The organism is Altererythrobacter sp. (assembly GCF_050299635.1).
Classification (GTDB): domain Bacteria; phylum Pseudomonadota; class Alphaproteobacteria; order Sphingomonadales; family Sphingomonadaceae; genus Erythrobacter.
The window spans coordinates 13040-32803 of sequence record NZ_JBNKWF010000018.1; the positions used below are offsets into that span (position 1 = coordinate 13040).

Consider the following 19764-nt stretch of genomic DNA (forward strand, 5'->3'; position numbering starts at 1 on the left):
GGAGGATTTTCCTACACGCGCAAGATGTGACAAATTACCCTTTGTATTCATCATCTTCCCGTTCATTTTCAGGGGAAGGGATTTTGTCGCTATAACCGTGTTCCATGTGTTCCATCCTGTAGGAATTGCTGACACAGACCATGCCGTTAGTCCTTGCAACGCAATCTCCGGGCGAACCGGAGGTTTTCGCCTCTCTGCAAGGCGAAGGGCCGAGCGCGGGCATTCCGGTGGCCTTCCTGCGGCTGAGCCGTTGCAATCTCGCCTGCACATGGTGCGACACCGCCTACACCTGGCATTTTGAAGGCGATAACCGGCCGCACCGCAGCGGCGAGACTTTCGAGCGCAAGGTCAATCAGGTGACGCTGGAAGTCGCCGAAGTGGCCGGGCGGATCCTTGCGCTAGGGCAGAAACGGCTCGTCATTACCGGCGGCGAGCCCTTGCTGCAGGCGGGTGCGCTCGCGGAACTTCTCGAACTGCTGCCCGATCACGAAGTCGAGATCGAAACAAACGGCACGGTTGCGGCACCCGTTCGGCTCGATATCCGGGTCGACCAGTACAATGTCAGCCCCAAGCTGGCACATTCGGGCAATGAAGCAGAACTGGCGCTGATCCCCGAGCGGCTAGACGGTTACGCCACCGATCCGCGCGCCTTCTTCAAATTCGTGATCGCAGAACCGTCCGATGTCGAGGAGGTGCTGGCGCTGCACCGCCGCTATCGTTTCCGCCCCGGCCATGTCTACCTGATGCCCGAAGGCACCGACAGCGCAACCTTGCGCGAACGCGAGGAATGGCTCGCGCCGCTATGCCTCGAACACGGTTTTCGTATGAGCGACCGACTGCATATCCACCTTTACGGGGATACGCGCGGGACCTAGCCCTGGCTTCTCCAGCGGCGCACGACGCGCTCGACCGTATCTTCCTCGCCGCCGCCGTGGCTCCACAGTTCGACGAAGCTCGGATCTTCCGATGCCGGGCGTTTGTTTTCTTCGAGATTGTCGAAAGCCACGCGGATCGGGATCGCGACACCTTCGCCGCAGATGATGCATTCGCGGTTGCGCAATGCCGGGATCGAATCGAGGAAACCGCGCGCACCTTCGGGCATGGCAGCCTTCACGAATGCCTGGTCGCGGTCGTTGTTGAGGCGCATCGAGATGATCGTGCCGCATTGCGACAACACGCCTTCGGCAAGGTCGGATGGGCGCTGCGTGATGAGACCCAGCGAGATGCCGTATTTACGGCCTTCCTTGGCGATGCGGCTGAGGATGCGTCCAACTGAAGATCCGTCTTCATTGGCGCTGTTGGGCACGTAGCGGTGCGCCTCTTCGCAGACGAGCAGGATCGGGCGAGTTTTTTCTTCACGGCCCCAGATCGCGAAGTCGAACACCAGCCGACTGAGCACCGCCACCACGGTCGATGTAATGTCTGACGGCACGCCCGACACGTCGATGATGGAGATTGGCTTGCCTTGGCCCGGCATACGGAACACGCGGCCGATGAACTCGGCCATGGTGTCGCCCACCAGCATTCCCGAGAACATGAACTGATAGCGCGGATCGCCCTTGATCTCTTCGAGCTTGTTCTTGATCCGCATATAGGGCGCTGACGAGGTGGCCTTGTCGAGCTTGCCCATCTCGTCCTGGATCGCGTTCGACAGATCAGACAGGAGGTAGGGGATCGGCGAATCGACCGTGATCTTGCCCATATGCTCTGCCAGGCGGTTCTTCTGGCGCGACCTCAGCAGACATTTGGCGAGAATGTCTGCGTCAACCTGGCGCTCGTTGCCGTCGCTGGTCAGCAGCACTTCGCAATGCTCTTCGAAATTCATCAGCCAGTAGGGCATCTGCAGGTTCGAAACGTCGAGAATCATGCCCGTCTGGCGGAACGCAGCGGAGTATTCACCGTGCGGGTCGATCATGACCACATGGCCTTCCGGCGCGGACTGGCAAATGCGGTGCAGGATCAGTGCGGCGCTGGTCGACTTACCGGTACCTGTTGAACCGAGCAGTGCAAAGTGCTTGCCCAGCATGGCATCGACATAAAGACCTGCCCGGATATCTTTGGTCGGATAGACCGTGCCGATCTCGATATTCGCGCGGCCGTCGCTGGCATAGACTTGCTTGAGGTCGGGCGTGGTCGCCGGATAGATCAGCGCGCCGGGAACCGGATAGCGCGTCACACCACGACGGAAACCGTGCAGTCTGCCGGTGAGTTTCTCCTCGACGCCTTCGCCGAGGAAATCGATATCGGCCAGAATGCCGCCATTCGCGCGGCGATCCTTGCGCTGATTGCGAACGCTGGCGAGCAACCAAGTGTTGCCGACCCGAATCTTGACCTGGCTACCAACCTGACCGGCCAGAGCGATCGAGGGATCGGCGTCCTCCATACATTCGTTGAGACGCTGAAGGTCGAATGCGACCTGCGAGCCCGAACCGGCGACTTCGAGCACGACGCCGATCGGTTGCTGCGCGTTGTCAGCCGGAACCTCGCTGGCCGGCTTGGCTGCGGCCGCCGCGGCAGGCTGCGGGGCAGCTTGCGGCGATGCCTCACCTGCAGGTTGCGCATGTTTGAAGCGATCGAAATCCTGATTGCCCATGTCGGTCATTCTGGCCCTAAACCCCGTTAAATTGACGGTGCGGGCGATAGCCGAAAGGCGGTTAAGATCACGTCAACGAAGGCAATGGGGCTTGCTTTGCCCTGCCTTGGGAAAGAATTCAGCTATTGGCGAAGAAGCGCCCTGCAGCCCAACCCATCCCGACCGACAGGAGTACGGCAAACAGGCCGTAAACCAAGGACCAGGATTGCGAAGCGAGCTCGACAAAACGTTCGAATCCCACCTTTTTCACTTCAACATCGGCAATGGCCGATGCGATCACTCGCCCATTGGTGATGGCGAAGGTTTCCGCAGTGTATTTTCCGGTAACCACGTTGGAAGGGAGCGAAATGCGCGCCTGATAGAGCACCTGTTCGCTGATCCGGACTCCGTCCATGTCTTCTTTATAGAGTCCCAGGCGCCTGCGTTGATCGACCAGTCCGGCGGCAAAGCGCGCCTGTTCCTCCGGTTCGATCTGGCCCGATGGCGAAAGCTGGATGAATTCCGTGCCAAGTTCGTAGATCGCGGCGGTCCGCTCATCGACGATTTCCTTGACCGGTCGCGAGGAAGCCACGGCGAAGAACGACGGCGCTGAACGGAAATCGCTGCTCTCCGCATTCATCCAGATGCCCAGAATGCGTTCCTTTTCGCGCATCCGTATCGGTTCGGTCGGCCCCTTGAGCACTACAACGATATCATATTGCGCCCCACCCCTGCGCCCGGCGGGATCAAGGATTGCACCGTACAACAGCAGCTCAGTCCCGGTGAATCCCTGACGCACTTCGACCTCGCTTTGCGAAACTTCGGGCACCAGGATCGCATCGCGCTGCCCCATCAGCATCAAGGCGACGAAGATGAGAAAACCGAACCGCTTCATAGCGGCGCGACCGTATAGATCTCGTCCGGCCTCACGCCGAGGCCGAACAGCATTCGCAATGCCACTGCCAGCACGATCGCCGCCAGCACCAGCCGGAGGACCTCAGGACGGGCCTTGAGCGCGATCTGCGTCCCGAACTGAGCGCCCAGGACGGAACCCAGCAACAGGAGCCCGGCCAGCACGATATCGACAGCCTTGGTCGTCAGCGAATGCATCATGGTCGCTGACATGGTGACGAACAGAATCTGGAACAGCGAAGTCCCGACCACCACATTGCCGCTCATCCCGAGGATGTAGAGCATCGCCGGAACCAGGATGAAGCCGCCGCCCACACCCATCAGCATGGTGAGTATACCGACGATGACGCCCAGCAAGAGTGGCCCCAAGGGCGAGATGTAGAGTCCCGAACGATAGAACCGCCAGCGCATGGGAAGCGCTGCGATTATGGGATGGTGGCGGCGCTTGCGCACGTTCTGCACCTGCCCTTCGCGCGGGCGAAGCTTTTCCAGCGCTTCGCGCATCATCAGCGAACCGATCGTCCCCAGCATCAGCACATAGAGGATGCTGATGACCACATCGATCTGGCCCAGCGACTGAAGTATGCGGAACAACAGGGCCCCGATCATCGCCCCGAAGATGCCGCCGGCCACCATGACCGACCCCATACGGAAATCGACGCCGCCCCTGCGACTATGCGCCAGCATTCCCGATACGCTGGCCCCGGTCACCTGAGTCGAAGCCGATGCGGCAGCGACCGTCGGGGGAATGCCATAGAACATCAGCAACGGTGTGGTGAGAAAGCCACCGCCCACGCCGAACAGACCCGACAACACGCCTGTGAGCATGCCCAGGGCAACGATCCAGAGGCCGTTGACCGACAAATTCGCGATGGGCAGGTAGACGTCCATTCTCTTCGCCTACTCCACCCGACAAGCGGTTTAAAGACAACGATGAGTTGATTGGGAAATATTGCCTGCGCGGTGCGGCGCGAATGCGTCAATCAGGACCGATTGGCGCTAGAAGCGAGTTGAAAGCGTCACGGAGACACCAGAACGCGGCTCGGCATTGCCCGCCACACGCTCGCGCCAGTCAACCGAAACGCGAGCGGGTGTCTCGCCCAGTTGCACATCGACGCGCATGCTAGGGCCGAGATCGATCCGCCGAGCGCCTTCCTGCGCGCCGCCCCAGGCTCCGCCGCCCACGCTGACCTTGCCCAGATCGAACTGATGCACATCGCGCAGTAGATGGACCTGCCCATCGGCAAACGCCGTGGCCTGCTTTCCGCCGACATAACCGCCTTGCAGATATGCCTCGCCGCGGAAGCCTGCCGGCAAGCGCGCAACCGGCAGTTCACTCGTCGCAAAGACCGCAGGGCGGATTTCGGTCCCGCCGGTGAAGCGGGTTGCACGCATCTCGGCATGAGCGCGCAACGGCAGCTTAGCGAGCGGTCTTGCCGAGAACCCGGCTGCCACTTCGCTCTCACCGCCAGTGATCAGCGCCTTGTAAACCCTGAGATAGGCACGCGGATCGCGCGCATTTTGCGGAGCCAGGCGATAGCGCAACACGGCGCCAAGCTGGCTGGCGCCATAGATTGGCTGGCGTCCCTGCGGGTTCAGGCCATTGGTCGATCCATCGCGCCAGAAAGCCCAGCCATCGAGCGACCAGCGATCCGTATCTGGAGTTTTCGCAGCCAAAGCCTTGCCCGGCCCTGCTGCCGAGGTTGCGCGCTCCCCTATCACGTCGGGCATGGGAAGCTGCGACATCGCGGCCAGCCACATCAGCTGGTGGGCGGCAGCAGTTCGAACAGTGGGCGGCGGCAAAGGCTGGCCAAGCGGCGGCTCGATTGGTCGTTCAAATTCCTGCGGCCAGACCGGCGGTTCGAGCGGAGCTTCGATGCCGTACACGTTATCAGGGGGGAGCACATAGCCTGACGGTTCGTCCGCTTGCCCGGCTCCATGACCGGCACGCTCAGGTTCGGACGCCCCCGGAGAGCTGGCAGCCAGGAGCTGTGGCCCCAGTTCCGCCAGGGAACGCGAAATGGGGAACGGAGATTCCCACAGCATGATGCGCACCGTCACCCACAGGCCGAGCAGCAGGAATAGCACCGCCAATGGCCGGCCGCGCATCCGACTTACGCTTGAAGCACTCATGCAGGAAGCGCCTCTGGCTGTGCCCGGGCCGGATGGATGAAGTGCGGGGTCTTGTCCCACACCGGCGCATGCCCCGCCAGGCTTCGAACATAGGCGAACAGCGCACGGCGCCCCGCCATGATCGCGATGATGTTGGCCACGGGAATCCGCAAGATGGCACGCACACCTTCGAGTATCCCGTATTCGCGCGCGGCAAATCCGAAACGGAACATTGCGCGCCACACGAAGGAGAAGAAATTGGCCGCCAGCAACAGCTTGAGCGCCAGAGTCATCTCCATCGGCTGGCCATAGCCCATCAAGGATGCGGCCCATCCCAGAGCCGACAATGCCAGCAGCATATAGGCCAACAGAAGGACCAGCGCCGTCAACGGGCCGCGCCTGTCGCGCAGCCGCATCCATATTTCGGCCGGTCGTGCTGTCCAGCCCAGCCGGTCCCATCCCTGCAAAGCGATGCCGTGTACCCAGCGCGTTTTCTGCCGCACGACATGATCGAGCCGTGAAGGAAAGAATGCGCGCGTGGCAATGAGCTCTCCATCTTCGCGGCGGGCACGAACGAAGCGGCAACGACCGCCATTGGCGGCAACGGCAAGGCCGAGTTCGTAGTCCTCCGTCAGCGAATCCGAAGCGAACGGCATACGGGATTCATGGGTGGCGGCCAGACGCGCCAGCGCCATCCGGTCGACCGCGCATCCAACACCCGCTGCCGGGATGGCCGCGCCCAGCGCTCCGCGAACCACCAGCGACTTGCCATGCGCCTCGGCAAACTCTTCGCAATAATGGCTGCCGATCCAGCGGCTCTTCGCCTGCGGCAGCGGCAATACGGGAAGCTGGACAAACTCGGCCCGGTCCATGGTCAGGTCGATCAGACCCAGGGCCGCAGGATCGACCATGTCTTCGGCATCGTGGAATACCACCATGCGTGCCTTCGCGCCCACCCGCTGTTCATCGGTGCAAAGCGCGCGGTAGAGCCGGTTGAGGCAGTCTGCCTTGGTGCTCGGACCTTCCCGCTCGTGGATCACCAGCCGCAAGCGCGGATCGCGCGGTGCGGCACGCATCACGGCGGCAACGGTCTCCGGATCGTTGCTGTAGCACCCGACATAGAGGCGCATATTGTTTTGCGGCCAGGCCTTCAGCGCATGGGCAATCGTATCGCCGATGACATCGGCTTCCTGCCATGCGGGGATGAAGACGGCCGCGAGTCCGGCGAGCGGTTTGGTGGCCAAGTGCTGGCCATTGAATTGCGGCGTATTGGCCCGTCCATTGAGACGCAGCCAGATCCACAACAGGTCGATCGAAAAATCGTCAATTGCACCGATCAGGAAAAAGACGCCGGCAAACAGAAGCATCTCGTGCTGAAACAGCACAAACCATTGCCAGAACGTAAGATCCCAGATTGCCAAGGCGACCCACCCCCTTTGCATTTTTTACGTTACCGCCAACATTCCACCCTTGCAACCGATGTAAGTTTTCTAAAGAGCATGCGTCAGACATGAACGACAATCGCAATCCACTCCGCTCCGTCTTTGCTCCCGTTCGCTCGCTCTTTGTAAGCGACGCATCGGCGGGCATCCTTCTCATCCTGGTCGCAGCCGCCGCCATGCTGGCGGCCAATTCGCCGCTCTCGGGCGAATATCGCGAGCTGTTCTACGGAGAGTTGAGCTGGACGCCCATCGCGAAGCTCCATGATCTGCATTTGTGGATCAATGATGCGCTGATGGCGATCTTCTTCTTTGTCGTCGGGCTGGAGGTGAAGCGCGAGATTGTAGCCGGACAATTGTCCGACGCGCGCCAGAGGCGGCTACCCATGTTTGCCGCAGGCGCTGGCATGGCCGTGCCCGCAGCTATCTACATGCTGGTTTCCGGCGGCGGCGAATACAGCAATGGCTGGGCCATCCCCGCCGCGACCGACATTGCCTTTGCCATGGGCGTACTCGGCCTGCTGGGCAGCCGTGTGCCTGCTTCGCTGCGACTGTTCCTGCTGACGGTCGCGATCGTCGACGATATCGGGGCGGTGCTGGTCATTGCGGTGTTCTACACACCAACGATAAAGATGGTGTGGCTCGTTGGATCGATTGTGGTGTTCGGCCTGATGATGGGGCTGAACCGGATGAAGGTGAGCGCCTTCACCCCCTATATCCTGCTGGCCGTGGTGCTTTGGTTCTGTGTCCTCAACACCGGCGTGCATGCAACGATCGCCGGCGTGGTCGCAGCGCTGACAATTCCCATGAAGCGCAGAGACGGCAATTCAATGCTCGAACGGCTCGAGCATGGCCTCGCGCCCTGGAATGCATATCTGGTCGTGCCGGTCTTCGGCTTTGCCAATGCGGGCGTGGCACTCGATGGGCTTGGGGTGGAAGCTTTGCTCGATCCCTTGCCTTATGCCATCGCCACCGGCCTGTTCCTCGGCAAGCAGATCGGAATCTTTCTGACAATCCTCCTGGCCGACAAGACCGGGTTCGCCCCGCGGCCGGAGAACGCCAGCTGGCCGGAGATCTGGGGGGTCTCCATCCTGTGCGGAATCGGTTTCACCATGTCGCTGTTTATTGGCGGGCTGGCTTTTCCGGGCAACGAACTGCTGATCGAGGAAGGCAAGATCGGTATCCTGTCGGGCTCGCTGATATCAGCAGTGGCGGGCTATATCGTCCTGCGCCTCACCACCACACACCCGGAGGAAGAGTGCAACGATCGGGGCAACGAACCAGAGGCGAGCTGACTGTCACAAGGCACGCGGGCACAGCGCGCGCGCCGTTCACCAGCTTCCGGTGTTCTCCATGCTCGCCCAGGGCTCCTGCGGCGGCAGGCTGCCTTCCTGCAGCAGCTCGACCGAAATGCCATCCGGTGACCTGACGAATGCCATGTGGCCGTCACGCGGCGGCCGGTTGATCGTCACCCCGGCATCCATCAGCCGCTGGCAGGTCTCGTAGATGTTCTCCACTCGATAGGCGAGATGGCCGAAGTTGCGGCCGCCCTCATATTGTTCTGGCGCGCTGCCATCTTCCGCCGGCCAGTTGTAGGTCAGTTCAACCTCCGCCACGTCGCCCTGGCCTGGCGCGGCCATGAAGATCAGCGTGAACCGGCCCGCCTCGACATCGAAGCGGCGAGTCTCCTCCAGCCCGATCAGCTTGAAGAAATCCACCGTCGCATCGGGATCTGTGACGCGGATCATGGTGTGGAGATATTTGACCATCGCTTGGCTGCCTCATTCAAAAACGGTTCATCGATGATTTTGCACAACTCATCGCATCAATCGAACTCACTGGAGGATAGGATGAGCACGCAAACGGTGCCAGATACAAATGGCGAAAAGCATGGTTTTCTTGCGGACGGCAATACCTTGCGATGGTTCGGCACAGCCTTGATCGTGGCACTCGGCCTCATTCTGGGCGGCTATCTGCTCGGCGGCGGGCTGTTGCGCGCGAAAGAAGCCGACAGGGCGGTCACGGTTCGCGGGCTGGCGGAACGCGACGTTACTGCCGATCTTGCTACCTGGACGATCTCCTATTCCTCGACCTCGACCGATCTGGCCGCTGCACAGGCCAAGGTTCGTGCCGATACCAAGGCGATCGAGGAATTCTTCAAGGGGTTGGGATTCCCTGAAAGCGCGCTGCAGCCGACCGGCGCGAACGTCTCAAGCTACAATACGCCCAACGGATCGATCCGCTACACAGTGCGGCAGCGCCTTGCCTTGCGCACCAACGATATCAAGCTGGCGCAAAAGGCAGTCGCACAGCAATTCGATCTGGTGAGCCGCGGCGTGTTCCTCGAGGAAGGCTCCGGGATGAGCTACACTTTCACCGGGCTCAACGACATCAAGCCGGAAATGGTGGCGGAGGCGACCCGCGATGCTCGCGCGGCAGCCCAACAGTTTGCCAATGATAGCGGCGCCGAGGTGGGCGCAATCCGCGATGCGACGCAGGGGTACTTCTCGATCGAGGCCCGCGATGGCGATGGCGGCGGCTGGGGCGTCAGCGATACGCCCTACAAGAAGGTCCGCGTAGTCACGACAGTGAACTTCTCACTCGTCTGACAAAGAGGGGGCGCACACGCTTGCCGCGTATGCGCCCCGTTCCTCCTGATTATATCAGTTCAGGATTATAGCTCAGAACGACGCCGAAAGCGTTGCAACCAAGGTATCATCCGTGAAGCCGTCAATCGACGGGCCTTCGACACCGATGTAGGAAACGCTGACCGAAAGCGGGCCGAACAGCGAAGCCGATGCACCGATCGACCAGTCGAGACCGGTATCGTCGAGCGCGCCCGCCAGCAGCGGCGGAGCAAGCACACCGTCGGTATAACCGAGGTGACCGCTCAGCGTCAGCGGAGTGTCGGGAATGCCGAACTCGAGGTCGGTGTAGAGATAGAGGTTATCTTCGTCACCGAGCGACGACTGATCCCACGCATAGGCAACGCCGACCGTGGCCGATGCCGGGCCGATCGAGAAACCGAGCGAAGCATAGGGTTCCCAATAGTTGACGTTGTAGTCGTTCAACACAGCGTCGCCATCGGTCGGATACATGTAATAGAGCAGGCCGATATCGAAGCTGACGCCTTCGGCGAGGTCGCCGCTCCAGCCGCCATAGATATCGAGCTCCATTTCGCCGTATGAGCCGCCGCCTTCGATCGAAGACGCCCAGGTGCCGACATACAGGCCCGAACTATGCGAGATATCGAAGCCGCCCTGGATCGCCATGTCGCCCGCAGAGAGCGAGACACCGCGGAAGCGATAGTCTGTGGTCAAGGCGACATTCGCGCTGGCCGTGAACCCGCTTTCGCCATCCATGTGGCTGGCATCTTCGGCGTTGATGGTTTCGATAGCGCGATCGAGATCGATATCGGCAAGAGCTACCGAGGTATCGACCGAACCTGCTTCTACAGTGAAATCGGAATCGGAAACCGCAACGGTTTCCGCGAAAGCCGGCGCTGCGGAGAGAGCAAGGCCGGTAACAAGAGTCGCAGCGGTAAGGCCGCGGATGGACGTGAGCATGACAATTTCCTTTGTCGTATTGTGCCTCGTCCCACCTGCGAATCCGGTGGTCACCTCTTTTTGACGGGTGATCTCGACCAGATGCGCATTAATCGTGCACAGGTCTGCTGCATTGCACAAGATTAAAATCAAAACTCGGCGCGTTCACGCAAGAGTGTTGAATTATTGCATCACCATGACAGATCGACCCCGCAAGCTGCAGGCTGTTCAGCTTGTGCCCTGACAATGTGGAACAATGTCGATCAGTTGCCGACCGGGCGACAAACGCCTAAGTCGCGGCGCAGACCGGCCAGCATTGAATCATGATTCTTGAATCCATCCGTAAAAAGTTTCGCTCCTCCATTGCGAAACCCGCCAAACCGCGGGTGCCGGATGGTGAACGCTACTATATCGTGGGCGATATCCACGGGCGGTGCGACCTGTTCGAGGCACTGATCAAGGCCATTGAAGCCGACGACCGGAGCGGCGCGCCGGCGGACACCACGATCGTATTGCTGGGTGATCTGGTCGATCGCGGTTCCGACAGCGCCGGCGTCTTGCGACGCGCCCGCCAGTGGCAACAGCAGCGCCGTGTTCGCATCCTGACCGGCAATCACGAAGAAATGTTCACCGAATCACTGGCCGACAAGGAAGTGCTGCGCCACTTCCTGAAACATGGCGGGCGTGAAACGATCCTGAGCTACGGCATTCCATCGCGAGAGTTCAACGAACTGACAATCGACGAATTGTTCGAGCGGCTACCTTCGCTGATCGCCAATGAGGACCTCGATTTTATCGCGACCTTCGAAGAAAGGATCGTCTGCGGCGATTACCTGTTCGTCCACGCGGGAATCGATCCGCTGGTCCCGATCGAGGACCAGAAGCGGCGCGACATGCTGTGGATTCGTGACCGGTTCCTGCGCCACAAGGGGCCGCTGGAGAAGATCGTCGTGCACGGCCACACGATCTATGACGAAGTGGAGGATTGCGGTAACCGGATCGGTATAGATACCGGCGCTTTCCGCACCGGCCTGCTCACTGCGCTCGTCCTCGAAGAGGACCGGCGGCGCACGATCCAGGCAGCCAATGATGGCGAAACAATCGAGATTATTTCCGGAGAACTTGCTTCATGAAGATTGCGATGGTGGGATCGGGCTATGTCGGCTTGGTGTCGGGTGCCTGCTTTGCCGATTTCGGACATGACGTCGTGTGCATCGACAAGGACCAGTCGAAGATCGACCGCCTCCATGAAGGCGTGATGCCGATCTACGAGCCTGGTCTCGATGCTCTGGTCGAAAGCAACGTCAAGGCAGGTCGCCTCAGCTTCACCACGGACCTTGCCGAAGGTATCAAGGATGCGAAGGCGATCTTCATCGCCGTTGGCACGCCCAGCCGTCGTGGCGACGGGCACGCAGACCTTTCCTTTGTCTATGCGGTCGCGCGCGAAGTGGGCGAAAGCCTTACGAATGACGCGGTGATTGTGACCAAATCCACCGTCCCCGTTGGGACGGGCGACGAGGTCGAGCGTATCCTGCAGGCCAGCGGCACCCCGCACAAGGCCTCGGTCGTGTCCAATCCCGAGTTCCTGCGCGAAGGTGCGGCGATCGGCGATTTCAAGCGGCCTGACCGGATCGTGATCGGTGCCGAGGACGATTTCGGGCGCGAGGTCATGCAGGAGGTCTATCGCCCGCTGTTCCTCAACGAATCCCCGATCCTGTTCGTCAATCGCCGCTCGAGCGAACTGATCAAATATGCGGCGAATGCCTTCCTCGCGACGAAGATCACCTTCATCAACGAGATGGCCGATCTGTGCGAAAAGGTCGGAGCCAATGTGCAGGATGTCAGCCGCGGGATCGGCATGGACAACCGTATCGGTGCGAAATTCCTTCACGCAGGGCCGGGCTATGGCGGCTCGTGCTTCCCCAAGGATACGCTGGCACTGCTCAAGACTGCTGAAGATTTCGAGAGCCCGGTGCGGATCGTCGAAGCTGTTGTGAAGGTCAATGACAGCCGCAAGCGAGCGATGGGCCGCAAGGTGATCGACGCGCTGGGCGGGCAGGACGCGGCGCGCGGCAAGAAGGTTGCGCTGCTGGGTCTGACCTTCAAGCCCAATACGGACGACATGCGCGATTCCCCCGCCATCGCCGTTGCGCAGACGCTGGCCGATGCCGGGGTTTCGGTCGCGGCCTATGACCCTGAAGGCATGGAACTGGCGCGCCCGCTGATGCCTGAAGTGACCATGTGCGAAGATCCATATGCAGCGATCGAAGGCGCCGATGCAGTCGCGATCGTAACCGAATGGGACGCCTTCCGCGCACTCGATCTCGAGCGGGTGAAATCCATCGCCAAGGCGCCGGTTCTGGTCGACCTCAGGAACATCTATAATCCGGAGGACGTACGCGAAAAAGGCTTCGAATATGCGAGCGTCGGGCGAGGCTAAGCCCCGCCCGATCTCAAGCTGCCTTCTGGCTGCCAGCCCCAGCTCACCTTGTCAGGATGCGCGCTAGTCGGCGCCTTACTCGGCCGGAGCAGGTTTCACCGTAACTGGATCGCCCGAATCCGGCGTAGCAGTGAATGAACCGTCTTCGGCCGGGGCCGTTTCTGTGAAGCACATGGGCTCCACGCCTTCGGTGGTCGGGGTGAAGCAGGTCTTGCCGTCGGTCACCGCCCAGCTTCCTTCGGCGATCACATTCCCTTCGGCATCCGTATCCGAATAGGTTCCGTCGGCACCGATGACGGTGGTCGTCACTGTGCCATCAGCTGCCGTTGCAAGATAGGTTCCAGGGCCCGAGCCATTTGCGACGGTGGGCGCTTCCATGGCCGGTTCGGCTGCGGCATCATCCGCAGGTGCTTGTTCGGCTGGCTCGCTCGAACAGGCCGCCAGGGCCACAGGAGCAAGGATCAAGGCAATTTTACGCATGGGTATCCCCTTCAGCAGAGGCGACCCGGCGCGCACATACCATGTGGCATGATCCTACAGAAGCGGATTCGCCCAATGGGGCAACCCAATGGCCTAGGGTTCAAAGTGTCAGGAGGCCGATAAGCCGGGTTCTGTCCTGCAACCGGTATCCCTTGGGACCAGCGCCGCAGGGGCAGCCATTCATCTAGGCCATGAGTTGCCTCATGGCTCAAGCAGCCAACCCGGGCCTCTCGGGGCGAAACGCCCCTACCCTTGCCCCGAAAGGCTCAGGCGCGAGGCCCCTATTCGGCCTTGCTCCGGGTGGGGTTTGCCATGCGGAACCCGTTGCCGGATCCCCGGTGCGCTCTTGCCGCACCCTTTCACCCTTGCCTGTGCCCTTTAGGGGCCATCGGCGGTATACTCTCTGTGGCACTTTCCCTCGGCTTCCCTCCGCCTGAGCGGCTGGTCGCCGGGCGGGCGTTACCCGCCACCCTCGTTTCGTGGAGCCCGGACTTTCCTCGAACGCTAATGCGCTCGCGGCTGCCTGGCCTCCTGACAGAGCGCATATAGGGGCGAGACCGGGATTAGGGAAGCCGATCCCGCCCAATATCAGCCGTGTGTCACTCGCCGCCGATATCCTGCAGCGATTCCTCCGGCCCCAGCAGATAGCGCCAGACGAAGGCCCCAAGGCCGGCACCAATCAGCGGAGCGAGCCAGAACAGCCACAGCTGCCCGACCGCCGCCGTGTCCGCATAGAAGGCTACGCCGGTCGAACGCGCCGGGTTGACCGATGTGTTGGTGACCGGGATCGAGATCAGGTGGATCAGGGTCAGCGCCAGGCCGATCGCGATCGGTGCGAAGCCGCCCGGAACCTTGGGCGAAGTCGAGCCCAGGATCACGATCAGGAAACCCGCCGTCAGGACTATTTCAATCAGCAGCGCGGCCTGCATCGAGTATCCTCCGGGCGAGAGATCGCCAAAGCCGTTCGAGGCAAAACCGCCTGGCTCAAAACCGGGCGCACCCGATGCGATCACGAACAGCATGCCGGAAGCGCAGAAAGCGCCAACCAACTGCGCCGCCCAATAGGGGATCAGTTCACCCCATGAAAAGCGATTGGCGAGCGCCAGACCGAAAGACACCGCCGGATTGAAATGGCCACCCGAAATGCCGCCGACGGCATAGGCCATCGTCAAGACTGTCAGGCCGAATGCGAGCGCAACGCCCGCGAAGCCGATCCCCAGTTCCGGATAGCCTGCAGCGAGAACCGCAGAACCGCATCCGCCAAACACAAGCCAGAATGTTCCGAAGAACTCCGCAAAGAGCTTTCTCAACATGACTACAACTCCTCTCCCACTCGCAACATGTGCGAACTGTCGGAAAGGATAGCCGAATTTCCGTTCAATCACCGAATCCGGCTGGGGATATCTCGCCGCGCTTGCGGAGAACGAACGCCGCTCTAGCCCGCCGCCTGATCGCTATATTGGTCGTAGGCCTCCAGTGCCTGCGCCGCGTACATCGCGCTTGGCCCCGCGCCCATGTAGATCGCCAAACCAAGTGTTTCGGCAATCTCCTCACGCGTTGCACCATGCTTGCGTGCGCCCTCGACGTGATAGGTCACGCAAGGGTCGCAGCGCACCGCCACCGAGATGGCGACTGCCAGAAGCTCTTTCGTCTTGGCATCGAGCGCCCCGCCTTCATGCGCGGCGGCACCCATCTCGCGAAAAGCCTTCATCACGCCGGGCGTACCCTTGTGCAGTTCCTTGATCGCGGGAAGCAAATTGGCGGCCATGGCGGGCCAATCCTTGAACTCGGTATGTGCCATTGTGGGGGACTCCTCGTGTTTGTCCAAAGCTGAATGTCGCGCCAATTCAGGCAACGAACATTGATCTATCTCAATTTTTGGGATGTGCCCCTTGGCGTCAGCGCGCCGCGCCCCGATCACGGTCGAGCAGAAGCTGGAACAGGATCGCGCGCACCTGCCCGTCGATCTCGCCATCGATCCTGTGCGGACGCCAGCGGCGCTGAAAGGCTTCGACCGCCTTGTGACCATCGGTGATGTCGTAACCGAACCGTTCCAGTGCGAGATAGAACGCGCCGTCATTGTCGAACGGATCGCCCAGCTCCAGCTTTTCAGGCCGCCTGAGACACAATCCGTATTCGGCCAGCCGCTCCCACGGGAACAGCTCGCCCGGATCGATCTTGCGCGCGGGGGCGACATCGGAATGGCCCACCACATTGGCGCGCGGGATGTCATAGTCCTTCACGATCCGCGCCAGCAGCGGAACCAGGGCCTGGAACTGTGGTTCGGAAAACTCGCGATAGCCCAATTCGTGGCCGGGATGGTCGAGCTCAATCCCGATGCTGGCCGAGTTCACATCCTTGTGACCGCGCCAATAGGAGGCGCCTGCATGCCATGCGCGCATCTCTTCCGGGACAAGCCGGGTAACGATCCCCTCTTCGGAAATCAGGTAGTGTGCGCTGACGCCAGCTTCGGGATCGCACAACCGATCGAGCGCAGTCTCGACCGGTTTCATCTCGGTGTAGTGGAGCACGACCATGCTGATCGGCAGCGTTCGCTCATTGAAATTGGGCGAGAGCCGCTCAGCGTGGACGAGCTCGTCGCTCATGCGATGTTCCGATCCCGCGGCACTTGTCGAAACACCGACATCTTATCCAATCATGCCCGACGGTTGAGGTAGTACCGCACCGAGGACCAGCGCGTTCTCCGTCTTCTTGTACTGCAAGCCCCCACCGGTTTCTTCGGCCAGCAAGGCTATCATATGCGCTGCCGCAGTCCGGCTTGAAAGCTCGGATGCAGGCATGTCGCCTTCCAGCGCGCGCCCGATATTGTCGTCAAATGCAATGCGATCACCCTGTGCCCGCACGACGATCTCGGCCGAGCCGTCACGCAGTTCCGCCCCGATATCGAGCGTGCCGCCCCGAATCAAAGCGTCGAGCGCGATATGTGCGAAATTGAGCATCACCTTGACCGCCGGCTTGGGCAGGTTCGCGCAGTCGATCGACCAATTGACCGTGACACGCTTGGCATCGGACACCAGCGCATCGATAACCGCCTTCGATTCCTCGACCGGCACCGCATCTCCGAAGCCGCCCGCTGCACCAAAGGCCAGCCGGAAGAATTTGAGCTTGTCGGTGCTGATCTTGGCGCTCTGTTCCAGCAGCTCGAAGCAGCGCTTGCGCATCTCGGGATCTTTTTCCTCGGCCAGCAATTCGATCCCGTTGGACAGCGCTCCCACAGGCGAAAGCATGTCATGGCACAGCCGGGAACACAGCAAGGCGGCGAGGTCGGTAGCGGAAGTTTGGGTCATTCTTGGCTGACAATTTCCAACAGGATGGAACACATGGAACACAGTTCATAAGAACAAAAGCCGCCCCCCGCCACCCGCCTTGTCAAAAGCTGTTGGTGAAGATGGGCCAAGCCGGTGCATACATCCGTTCTAGGGATCGACGATCTGGTAGGAAAGCGGGGTGAACCCGCCTTCCTCGCTACGCCAGAACGTCACGCCTCCGTTCGCCGCGATCGCCCACACTGCTCCATCGCCCGCCGCCAGTTCCGCATCGGTTGCGGAAGGTTCAGCCGCGCCGTTGGGGTGCGAATGATAATAGCCCAGCACCTGCGGCCCACCCTCTCGCGCTGCGCGATGCGCTTCGATCAGCGCCTGCGGATCGATCTCGAAATGCGTTTCGGGATCTGGATGGACATTAAGCGCGGGCTGGACCGTGGTGATGCGATAACCCTCGCCCAAAAGGATTCCACAGCATTCGAGCGGATGGGCGGAACGAGCCTCTTCGAACAATTGTGTGTGCAGCGTGCGAGAAACCAAGACTTCCGTTCGCCCTGAGCTTGTCGAAGGGCCGCTTTTGCTTCTGGCAAGGCGCGCAATTGCTTCCCAGTCACCACGTATCAGAGCAAGCTTCTTCTTGCGCGACCAACCCTTGATCTGCCTCTCCGCTTCCAGCGCTTCATCACGTGCCGAGAATTCCTGGGACCAGACAAGTTCGACCGGCAAATATTTCGATGTAAAGCCTGGGACCGAACAGCTCTGATGTTGCGCCACGCGCAATTCCAGATCATCTGTATGGCCGGTATAGAAAACGCCGCCACGGCAATGCAGTATATAGGCCCAGAAGGTCATGCCCAATTGCTAAGTGAAGGGCGACCCTTCGACAAGCTCAGGGCGAACGGGAAGGCATATTGGGCCAAGGAATTACCATCACTGGCGAAGTTACCCAGTCCGCCCGCCTCGACAAGGCTCTGGCGGAAGCGAGCGAGTTTTCGCGCGAGCGGATCAAGGCGCTGATTGCCAAGGGCCATGTCGAGATCGATGGCAAGATCGCCACAAGCCCGAGCGCCAAGGTGCTCGAAGGTGCAAGCTTCCGGATCGCAGTCCCCCCTGCCGCCGAGCCCGAAGCACAGCCACAGGATATTCCGCTCGACGTGGTCTATGAGGACGAACACCTCATCGTGGTCAACAAGCCCGCTGGCATGGTGGTGCACCCAGCGGCAGGCAATCCGGACGGAACGCTGGTCAATGCTCTGCTCCATCACTGCCACGGGCGGCTTTCCGGAATTGGCGGCGTCGCCCGCCCTGGTATCGTGCACCGAATCGACAAGGACACATCCGGCCTGCTGGTAGTGGCCAAGAGCGACAAGGCGCATGAAGGCCTGGCGCGCCAATTCAAGGATCATTCGATCCACCGGCGTTATCTGGCGGTTTGCGCAGGCCATCCAAGCCCGCCCGAAGGCACAATCGAAGGCAGGATCGGTCGCAGCGATTCCAACCGCAAGAAAATGACGTTGCTCGAAAAGAATTCCTCGCGCGGGAAACATGCGATAACGCACTTCAAGACACTGAAAAACTTGGATTCTTCCGCACTTATCGAGTGCAGGCTGGAGACCGGGCGTACCCACCAGGTGCGCGTTCACTGTGCGTCAATCGGACATGCGCTATTGGGGGATCCAACATATGGACGGACACCAGCAAAATTGCGGCCTGTTCTCAAGCACTTGGAGTTCGCAAGACAGGCTCTGCACGCACAAAGTCTGGGATTCGAACACCCTGTGAGCGGCCAATGGATCGAGTTTTCTTCGGAACCTCCCGCCGATATGCGGGAACTGATCGACGAACTTGGTCGTTAAAATCGACGAAAGTCACTGCAAATCGCGGCAAATCCATCTATATGTAACCACGTGGCCCGCACAGACGGATGCCCATCAGGGGTCCGGCGCCGTGAGGTCGACGCAAGAAAGGTTAGGGAAGTAGTGAGCAAATCCAAGAATCTGGCGGTCCCCGCGCTGAGCGGTGAGCAGAGCCTCAACCGCTATCTCTCAGAAATCAAGAAGTACCCTGTACTGACTGCCGAGCAGGAATACATGCTCGCCAAGCGGTATGAGGAGCATGAAGATCCCGAAGCTGCCGCGCAGCTGGTGACGAGCCACCTGCGCCTCGTGGCGAAGATCGCCATGGGCTATCGCGGCTATGGCCTGCCGGTCAGCGACCTCATTTCAGAGGGCAATGTGGGCCTGATGCAGGGCGTGAAGAAGTTCGAGCCCGAACGCGGCTTCCGCCTGGCCACCTACGCCATGTGGTGGATCAAGGCATCGATCCAGGAATATATCCTGCGCAGCTGGTCGCTCGTGAAGATGGGCACGACCGCCGCGCAGAAGAAGCTGTTCTTCAACCTTCGCCGGATGAAGAAGAACCTCGACGCCTATGAAGACACCGACCTGCACCCCGATGACGTGACGAAGATCGCCACCGATCTGGGCGTGCCGGAACAGGAAGTCGTCAACATGAACAGGCGCATGATGATGGGCGGCGACGGCTCGCTCAATGTGCCGATGCGCGGCGGCGAGGAAGGGTCCGGCGAATGGCAGGACTGGCTGACCGACGATCGCCCGCTGCAGGACGAGACAGTCGCCGACGCCGAAGAGGCGCAGGTTCGCCACGAGATGCTTGAGGAAGCGATGGACGCGCTTAACGAGCGCGAAAAGCACATCCTTACCGAACGGCGCCTGACGGATAATCCGCAGACGCTGGAGGAGCTTTCGCAGGTTTACGACGTCAGTCGCGAACGTATCCGCCAGATCGAAGTGCGTGCCTTCGAAAAGCTGCAGAAAGCGATGCAGCGGATCGCCGGCGAAAGGCTTCTGCCCGGCGCGGCTTGACTGGTTTTGCCTTAGTCGCCGGCGGGGCCATCCGGCCCCTTAGGCTTTCGCGCCAGTAGGCGTGGCGGGCGGTCGCCCTTTGGCTGCCGCGACCA

At 60.8% G+C, this 19764-nt stretch carries 20 protein-coding genes and 1 other RNA gene; 7 read left to right on the top strand and 14 right to left on the bottom strand.

All coding sequences use genetic code 11. The features are described 5' to 3' along the window. Positions 1 to 140: 140 nt before the first annotated feature. On the top strand, positions 141 to 875 hold the full coding sequence (locus ACQY6C_RS10465) for a 7-carboxy-7-deazaguanine synthase QueE (RefSeq protein WP_427968485.1): 735 nt from the start codon (positions 141 to 143) through the stop codon (positions 873 to 875). On the opposite strand, the gene ACQY6C_RS10470 is transcribed toward ACQY6C_RS10465, so the two are convergent. The 5 genes from ACQY6C_RS10470 to ACQY6C_RS10490 form a co-directional block, all read right to left on the bottom strand. After that, positions 872 to 2602, bottom strand: coding sequence for an ATP-binding protein (locus ACQY6C_RS10470; RefSeq protein ID WP_427968487.1), 1731 nt, complete (start codon positions 2600 to 2602; stop codon positions 872 to 874). The two genes, ACQY6C_RS10465 and ACQY6C_RS10470, sit on opposite strands and share 4 nt — an antisense overlap. Positions 2603 to 2711: 109 nt before the next feature. Further along, positions 2712 to 3467, bottom strand: a complete 756-nt coding sequence (locus ACQY6C_RS10475; protein WP_427968489.1) for a TIGR02186 family protein — start codon at positions 3465 to 3467, stop codon at positions 2712 to 2714. Beyond that, positions 3464 to 4375: a sulfite exporter TauE/SafE family protein gene (locus ACQY6C_RS10480; protein WP_427968491.1), complete on the bottom strand. Its 912-nt coding sequence runs from the start codon at positions 4373 to 4375 to the stop codon at positions 3464 to 3466. The genes ACQY6C_RS10475 and ACQY6C_RS10480 overlap by 4 nt, the downstream gene beginning before the upstream one ends. Positions 4376 to 4483: 108 nt before the next feature. Next, positions 4484 to 5617, bottom strand: a complete 1134-nt coding sequence (locus ACQY6C_RS10485) for a hypothetical protein (protein ID WP_427968493.1) — start codon at positions 5615 to 5617, stop codon at positions 4484 to 4486. Beyond that, on the bottom strand, positions 5614 to 7017 hold the full coding sequence (locus ACQY6C_RS10490; RefSeq protein WP_427968495.1) for a glycosyl transferase family protein: 1404 nt from the start codon (positions 7015 to 7017) through the stop codon (positions 5614 to 5616). The genes ACQY6C_RS10485 and ACQY6C_RS10490 overlap by 4 nt, the downstream gene beginning before the upstream one ends. Positions 7018 to 7106: 89 nt before the next feature. Here ACQY6C_RS10490 and nhaA point away from each other — a divergent pair, with 89 nt between their 5' ends. Further along, positions 7107 to 8330 carry a Na+/H+ antiporter NhaA gene (gene nhaA / locus ACQY6C_RS10495; RefSeq protein ID WP_427968497.1) on the top strand — a complete coding sequence of 408 codons (1224 nt, stop codon included), beginning with the start codon at positions 7107 to 7109 and terminating at the stop codon, positions 8328 to 8330. A gap of 36 nt (positions 8331 to 8366) precedes the next feature. Here nhaA and ACQY6C_RS10500 read toward each other — a convergent pair whose 3' ends face one another. Next, positions 8367 to 8804 carry a VOC family protein gene (locus ACQY6C_RS10500; RefSeq protein WP_427968499.1) on the bottom strand — a complete coding sequence of 146 codons (438 nt, stop codon included), beginning with the start codon at positions 8802 to 8804 and terminating at the stop codon, positions 8367 to 8369. A gap of 81 nt (positions 8805 to 8885) precedes the next feature. Here ACQY6C_RS10500 and ACQY6C_RS10505 point away from each other — a divergent pair, with 81 nt between their 5' ends. Further along, positions 8886 to 9644: an SIMPL domain-containing protein gene (locus ACQY6C_RS10505; protein ID WP_427968501.1), complete on the top strand. Its 759-nt coding sequence runs from the start codon at positions 8886 to 8888 to the stop codon at positions 9642 to 9644. 72 nt (positions 9645 to 9716) lie between these two features. On the opposite strand, the gene ACQY6C_RS10510 is transcribed toward ACQY6C_RS10505, so the two are convergent. After that, positions 9717 to 10601, bottom strand: coding sequence for a TorF family putative porin (locus ACQY6C_RS10510; RefSeq protein WP_427968502.1), 885 nt, complete (start codon positions 10599 to 10601; stop codon positions 9717 to 9719). Between the two features lie 365 nt (positions 10602 to 10966). On the opposite strand from ACQY6C_RS10510, the gene ACQY6C_RS10515 reads away from it, so the two are divergent. Together ACQY6C_RS10515 and ACQY6C_RS10520 are read left to right on the top strand one after the other, a co-directional pair. Further along, on the top strand, positions 10967 to 11713 hold the full coding sequence (locus ACQY6C_RS10515; protein ID WP_427968504.1) for a metallophosphoesterase family protein: 747 nt from the start codon (positions 10967 to 10969) through the stop codon (positions 11711 to 11713). Further along, complete coding sequence (locus tag ACQY6C_RS10520) at positions 11710 to 13020, top strand: UDP-glucose dehydrogenase family protein (protein WP_427968506.1); 1311 nt, start codon at positions 11710 to 11712, stop codon at positions 13018 to 13020. Before ACQY6C_RS10515 ends, ACQY6C_RS10520 begins: the two co-directional genes overlap by 4 nt. Before the next feature lie 75 nt (positions 13021 to 13095). Here the strand turns inward: ACQY6C_RS10520 and ACQY6C_RS10525 are convergent, their stop codons facing one another. From ACQY6C_RS10525 to ACQY6C_RS10555, 7 genes are all read right to left on the bottom strand, one after another. After that, complete coding sequence (locus ACQY6C_RS10525; RefSeq protein ID WP_427968508.1) at positions 13096 to 13500, bottom strand: hypothetical protein; 405 nt, start codon at positions 13498 to 13500, stop codon at positions 13096 to 13098. A gap of 104 nt (positions 13501 to 13604) precedes the next feature. Continuing rightward, an RNA gene (gene rnpB / locus ACQY6C_RS10530) (RNase P RNA component class A) lies at positions 13605 to 14035 on the bottom strand. A gap of 64 nt (positions 14036 to 14099) precedes the next feature. Continuing rightward, entirely contained in the window at positions 14100 to 14813 is a 714-nt protein-coding gene (gene aqpZ / locus ACQY6C_RS10535; RefSeq protein WP_427968510.1) for an aquaporin Z, read from the bottom strand. A 122-nt stretch (positions 14814 to 14935) separates the two neighbouring features. Continuing rightward, positions 14936 to 15301, bottom strand: coding sequence for a carboxymuconolactone decarboxylase family protein (locus ACQY6C_RS10540; protein WP_427968511.1), 366 nt, complete (start codon positions 15299 to 15301; stop codon positions 14936 to 14938). A gap of 97 nt (positions 15302 to 15398) precedes the next feature. Then, complete coding sequence (locus ACQY6C_RS10545; protein WP_427968513.1) at positions 15399 to 16106, bottom strand: N-acetylmuramoyl-L-alanine amidase; 708 nt, start codon at positions 16104 to 16106, stop codon at positions 15399 to 15401. Between the two features lie 42 nt (positions 16107 to 16148). Continuing rightward, positions 16149 to 16808 carry a histidine phosphotransferase family protein gene (locus tag ACQY6C_RS10550; protein WP_427968515.1) on the bottom strand — a complete coding sequence of 220 codons (660 nt, stop codon included), beginning with the start codon at positions 16806 to 16808 and terminating at the stop codon, positions 16149 to 16151. Between the two features lie 129 nt (positions 16809 to 16937). After that, positions 16938 to 17636, bottom strand: coding sequence for a Mov34/MPN/PAD-1 family protein (locus ACQY6C_RS10555; protein WP_427968517.1), 699 nt, complete (start codon positions 17634 to 17636; stop codon positions 16938 to 16940). A 59-nt stretch (positions 17637 to 17695) separates the two neighbouring features. Between ACQY6C_RS10555 and ACQY6C_RS10560 the strand changes: the two genes are divergently transcribed. Beyond that, positions 17696 to 18640: an RluA family pseudouridine synthase gene (locus ACQY6C_RS10560; RefSeq protein WP_427968519.1), complete on the top strand. Its 945-nt coding sequence runs from the start codon at positions 17696 to 17698 to the stop codon at positions 18638 to 18640. A gap of 123 nt (positions 18641 to 18763) precedes the next feature. Further along, positions 18764 to 19669: an RNA polymerase sigma factor RpoH gene (gene rpoH, locus ACQY6C_RS10565; RefSeq protein ID WP_427968521.1), complete on the top strand. Its 906-nt coding sequence runs from the start codon at positions 18764 to 18766 to the stop codon at positions 19667 to 19669. Positions 19670 to 19764: the final 95 nt, after the last annotated feature.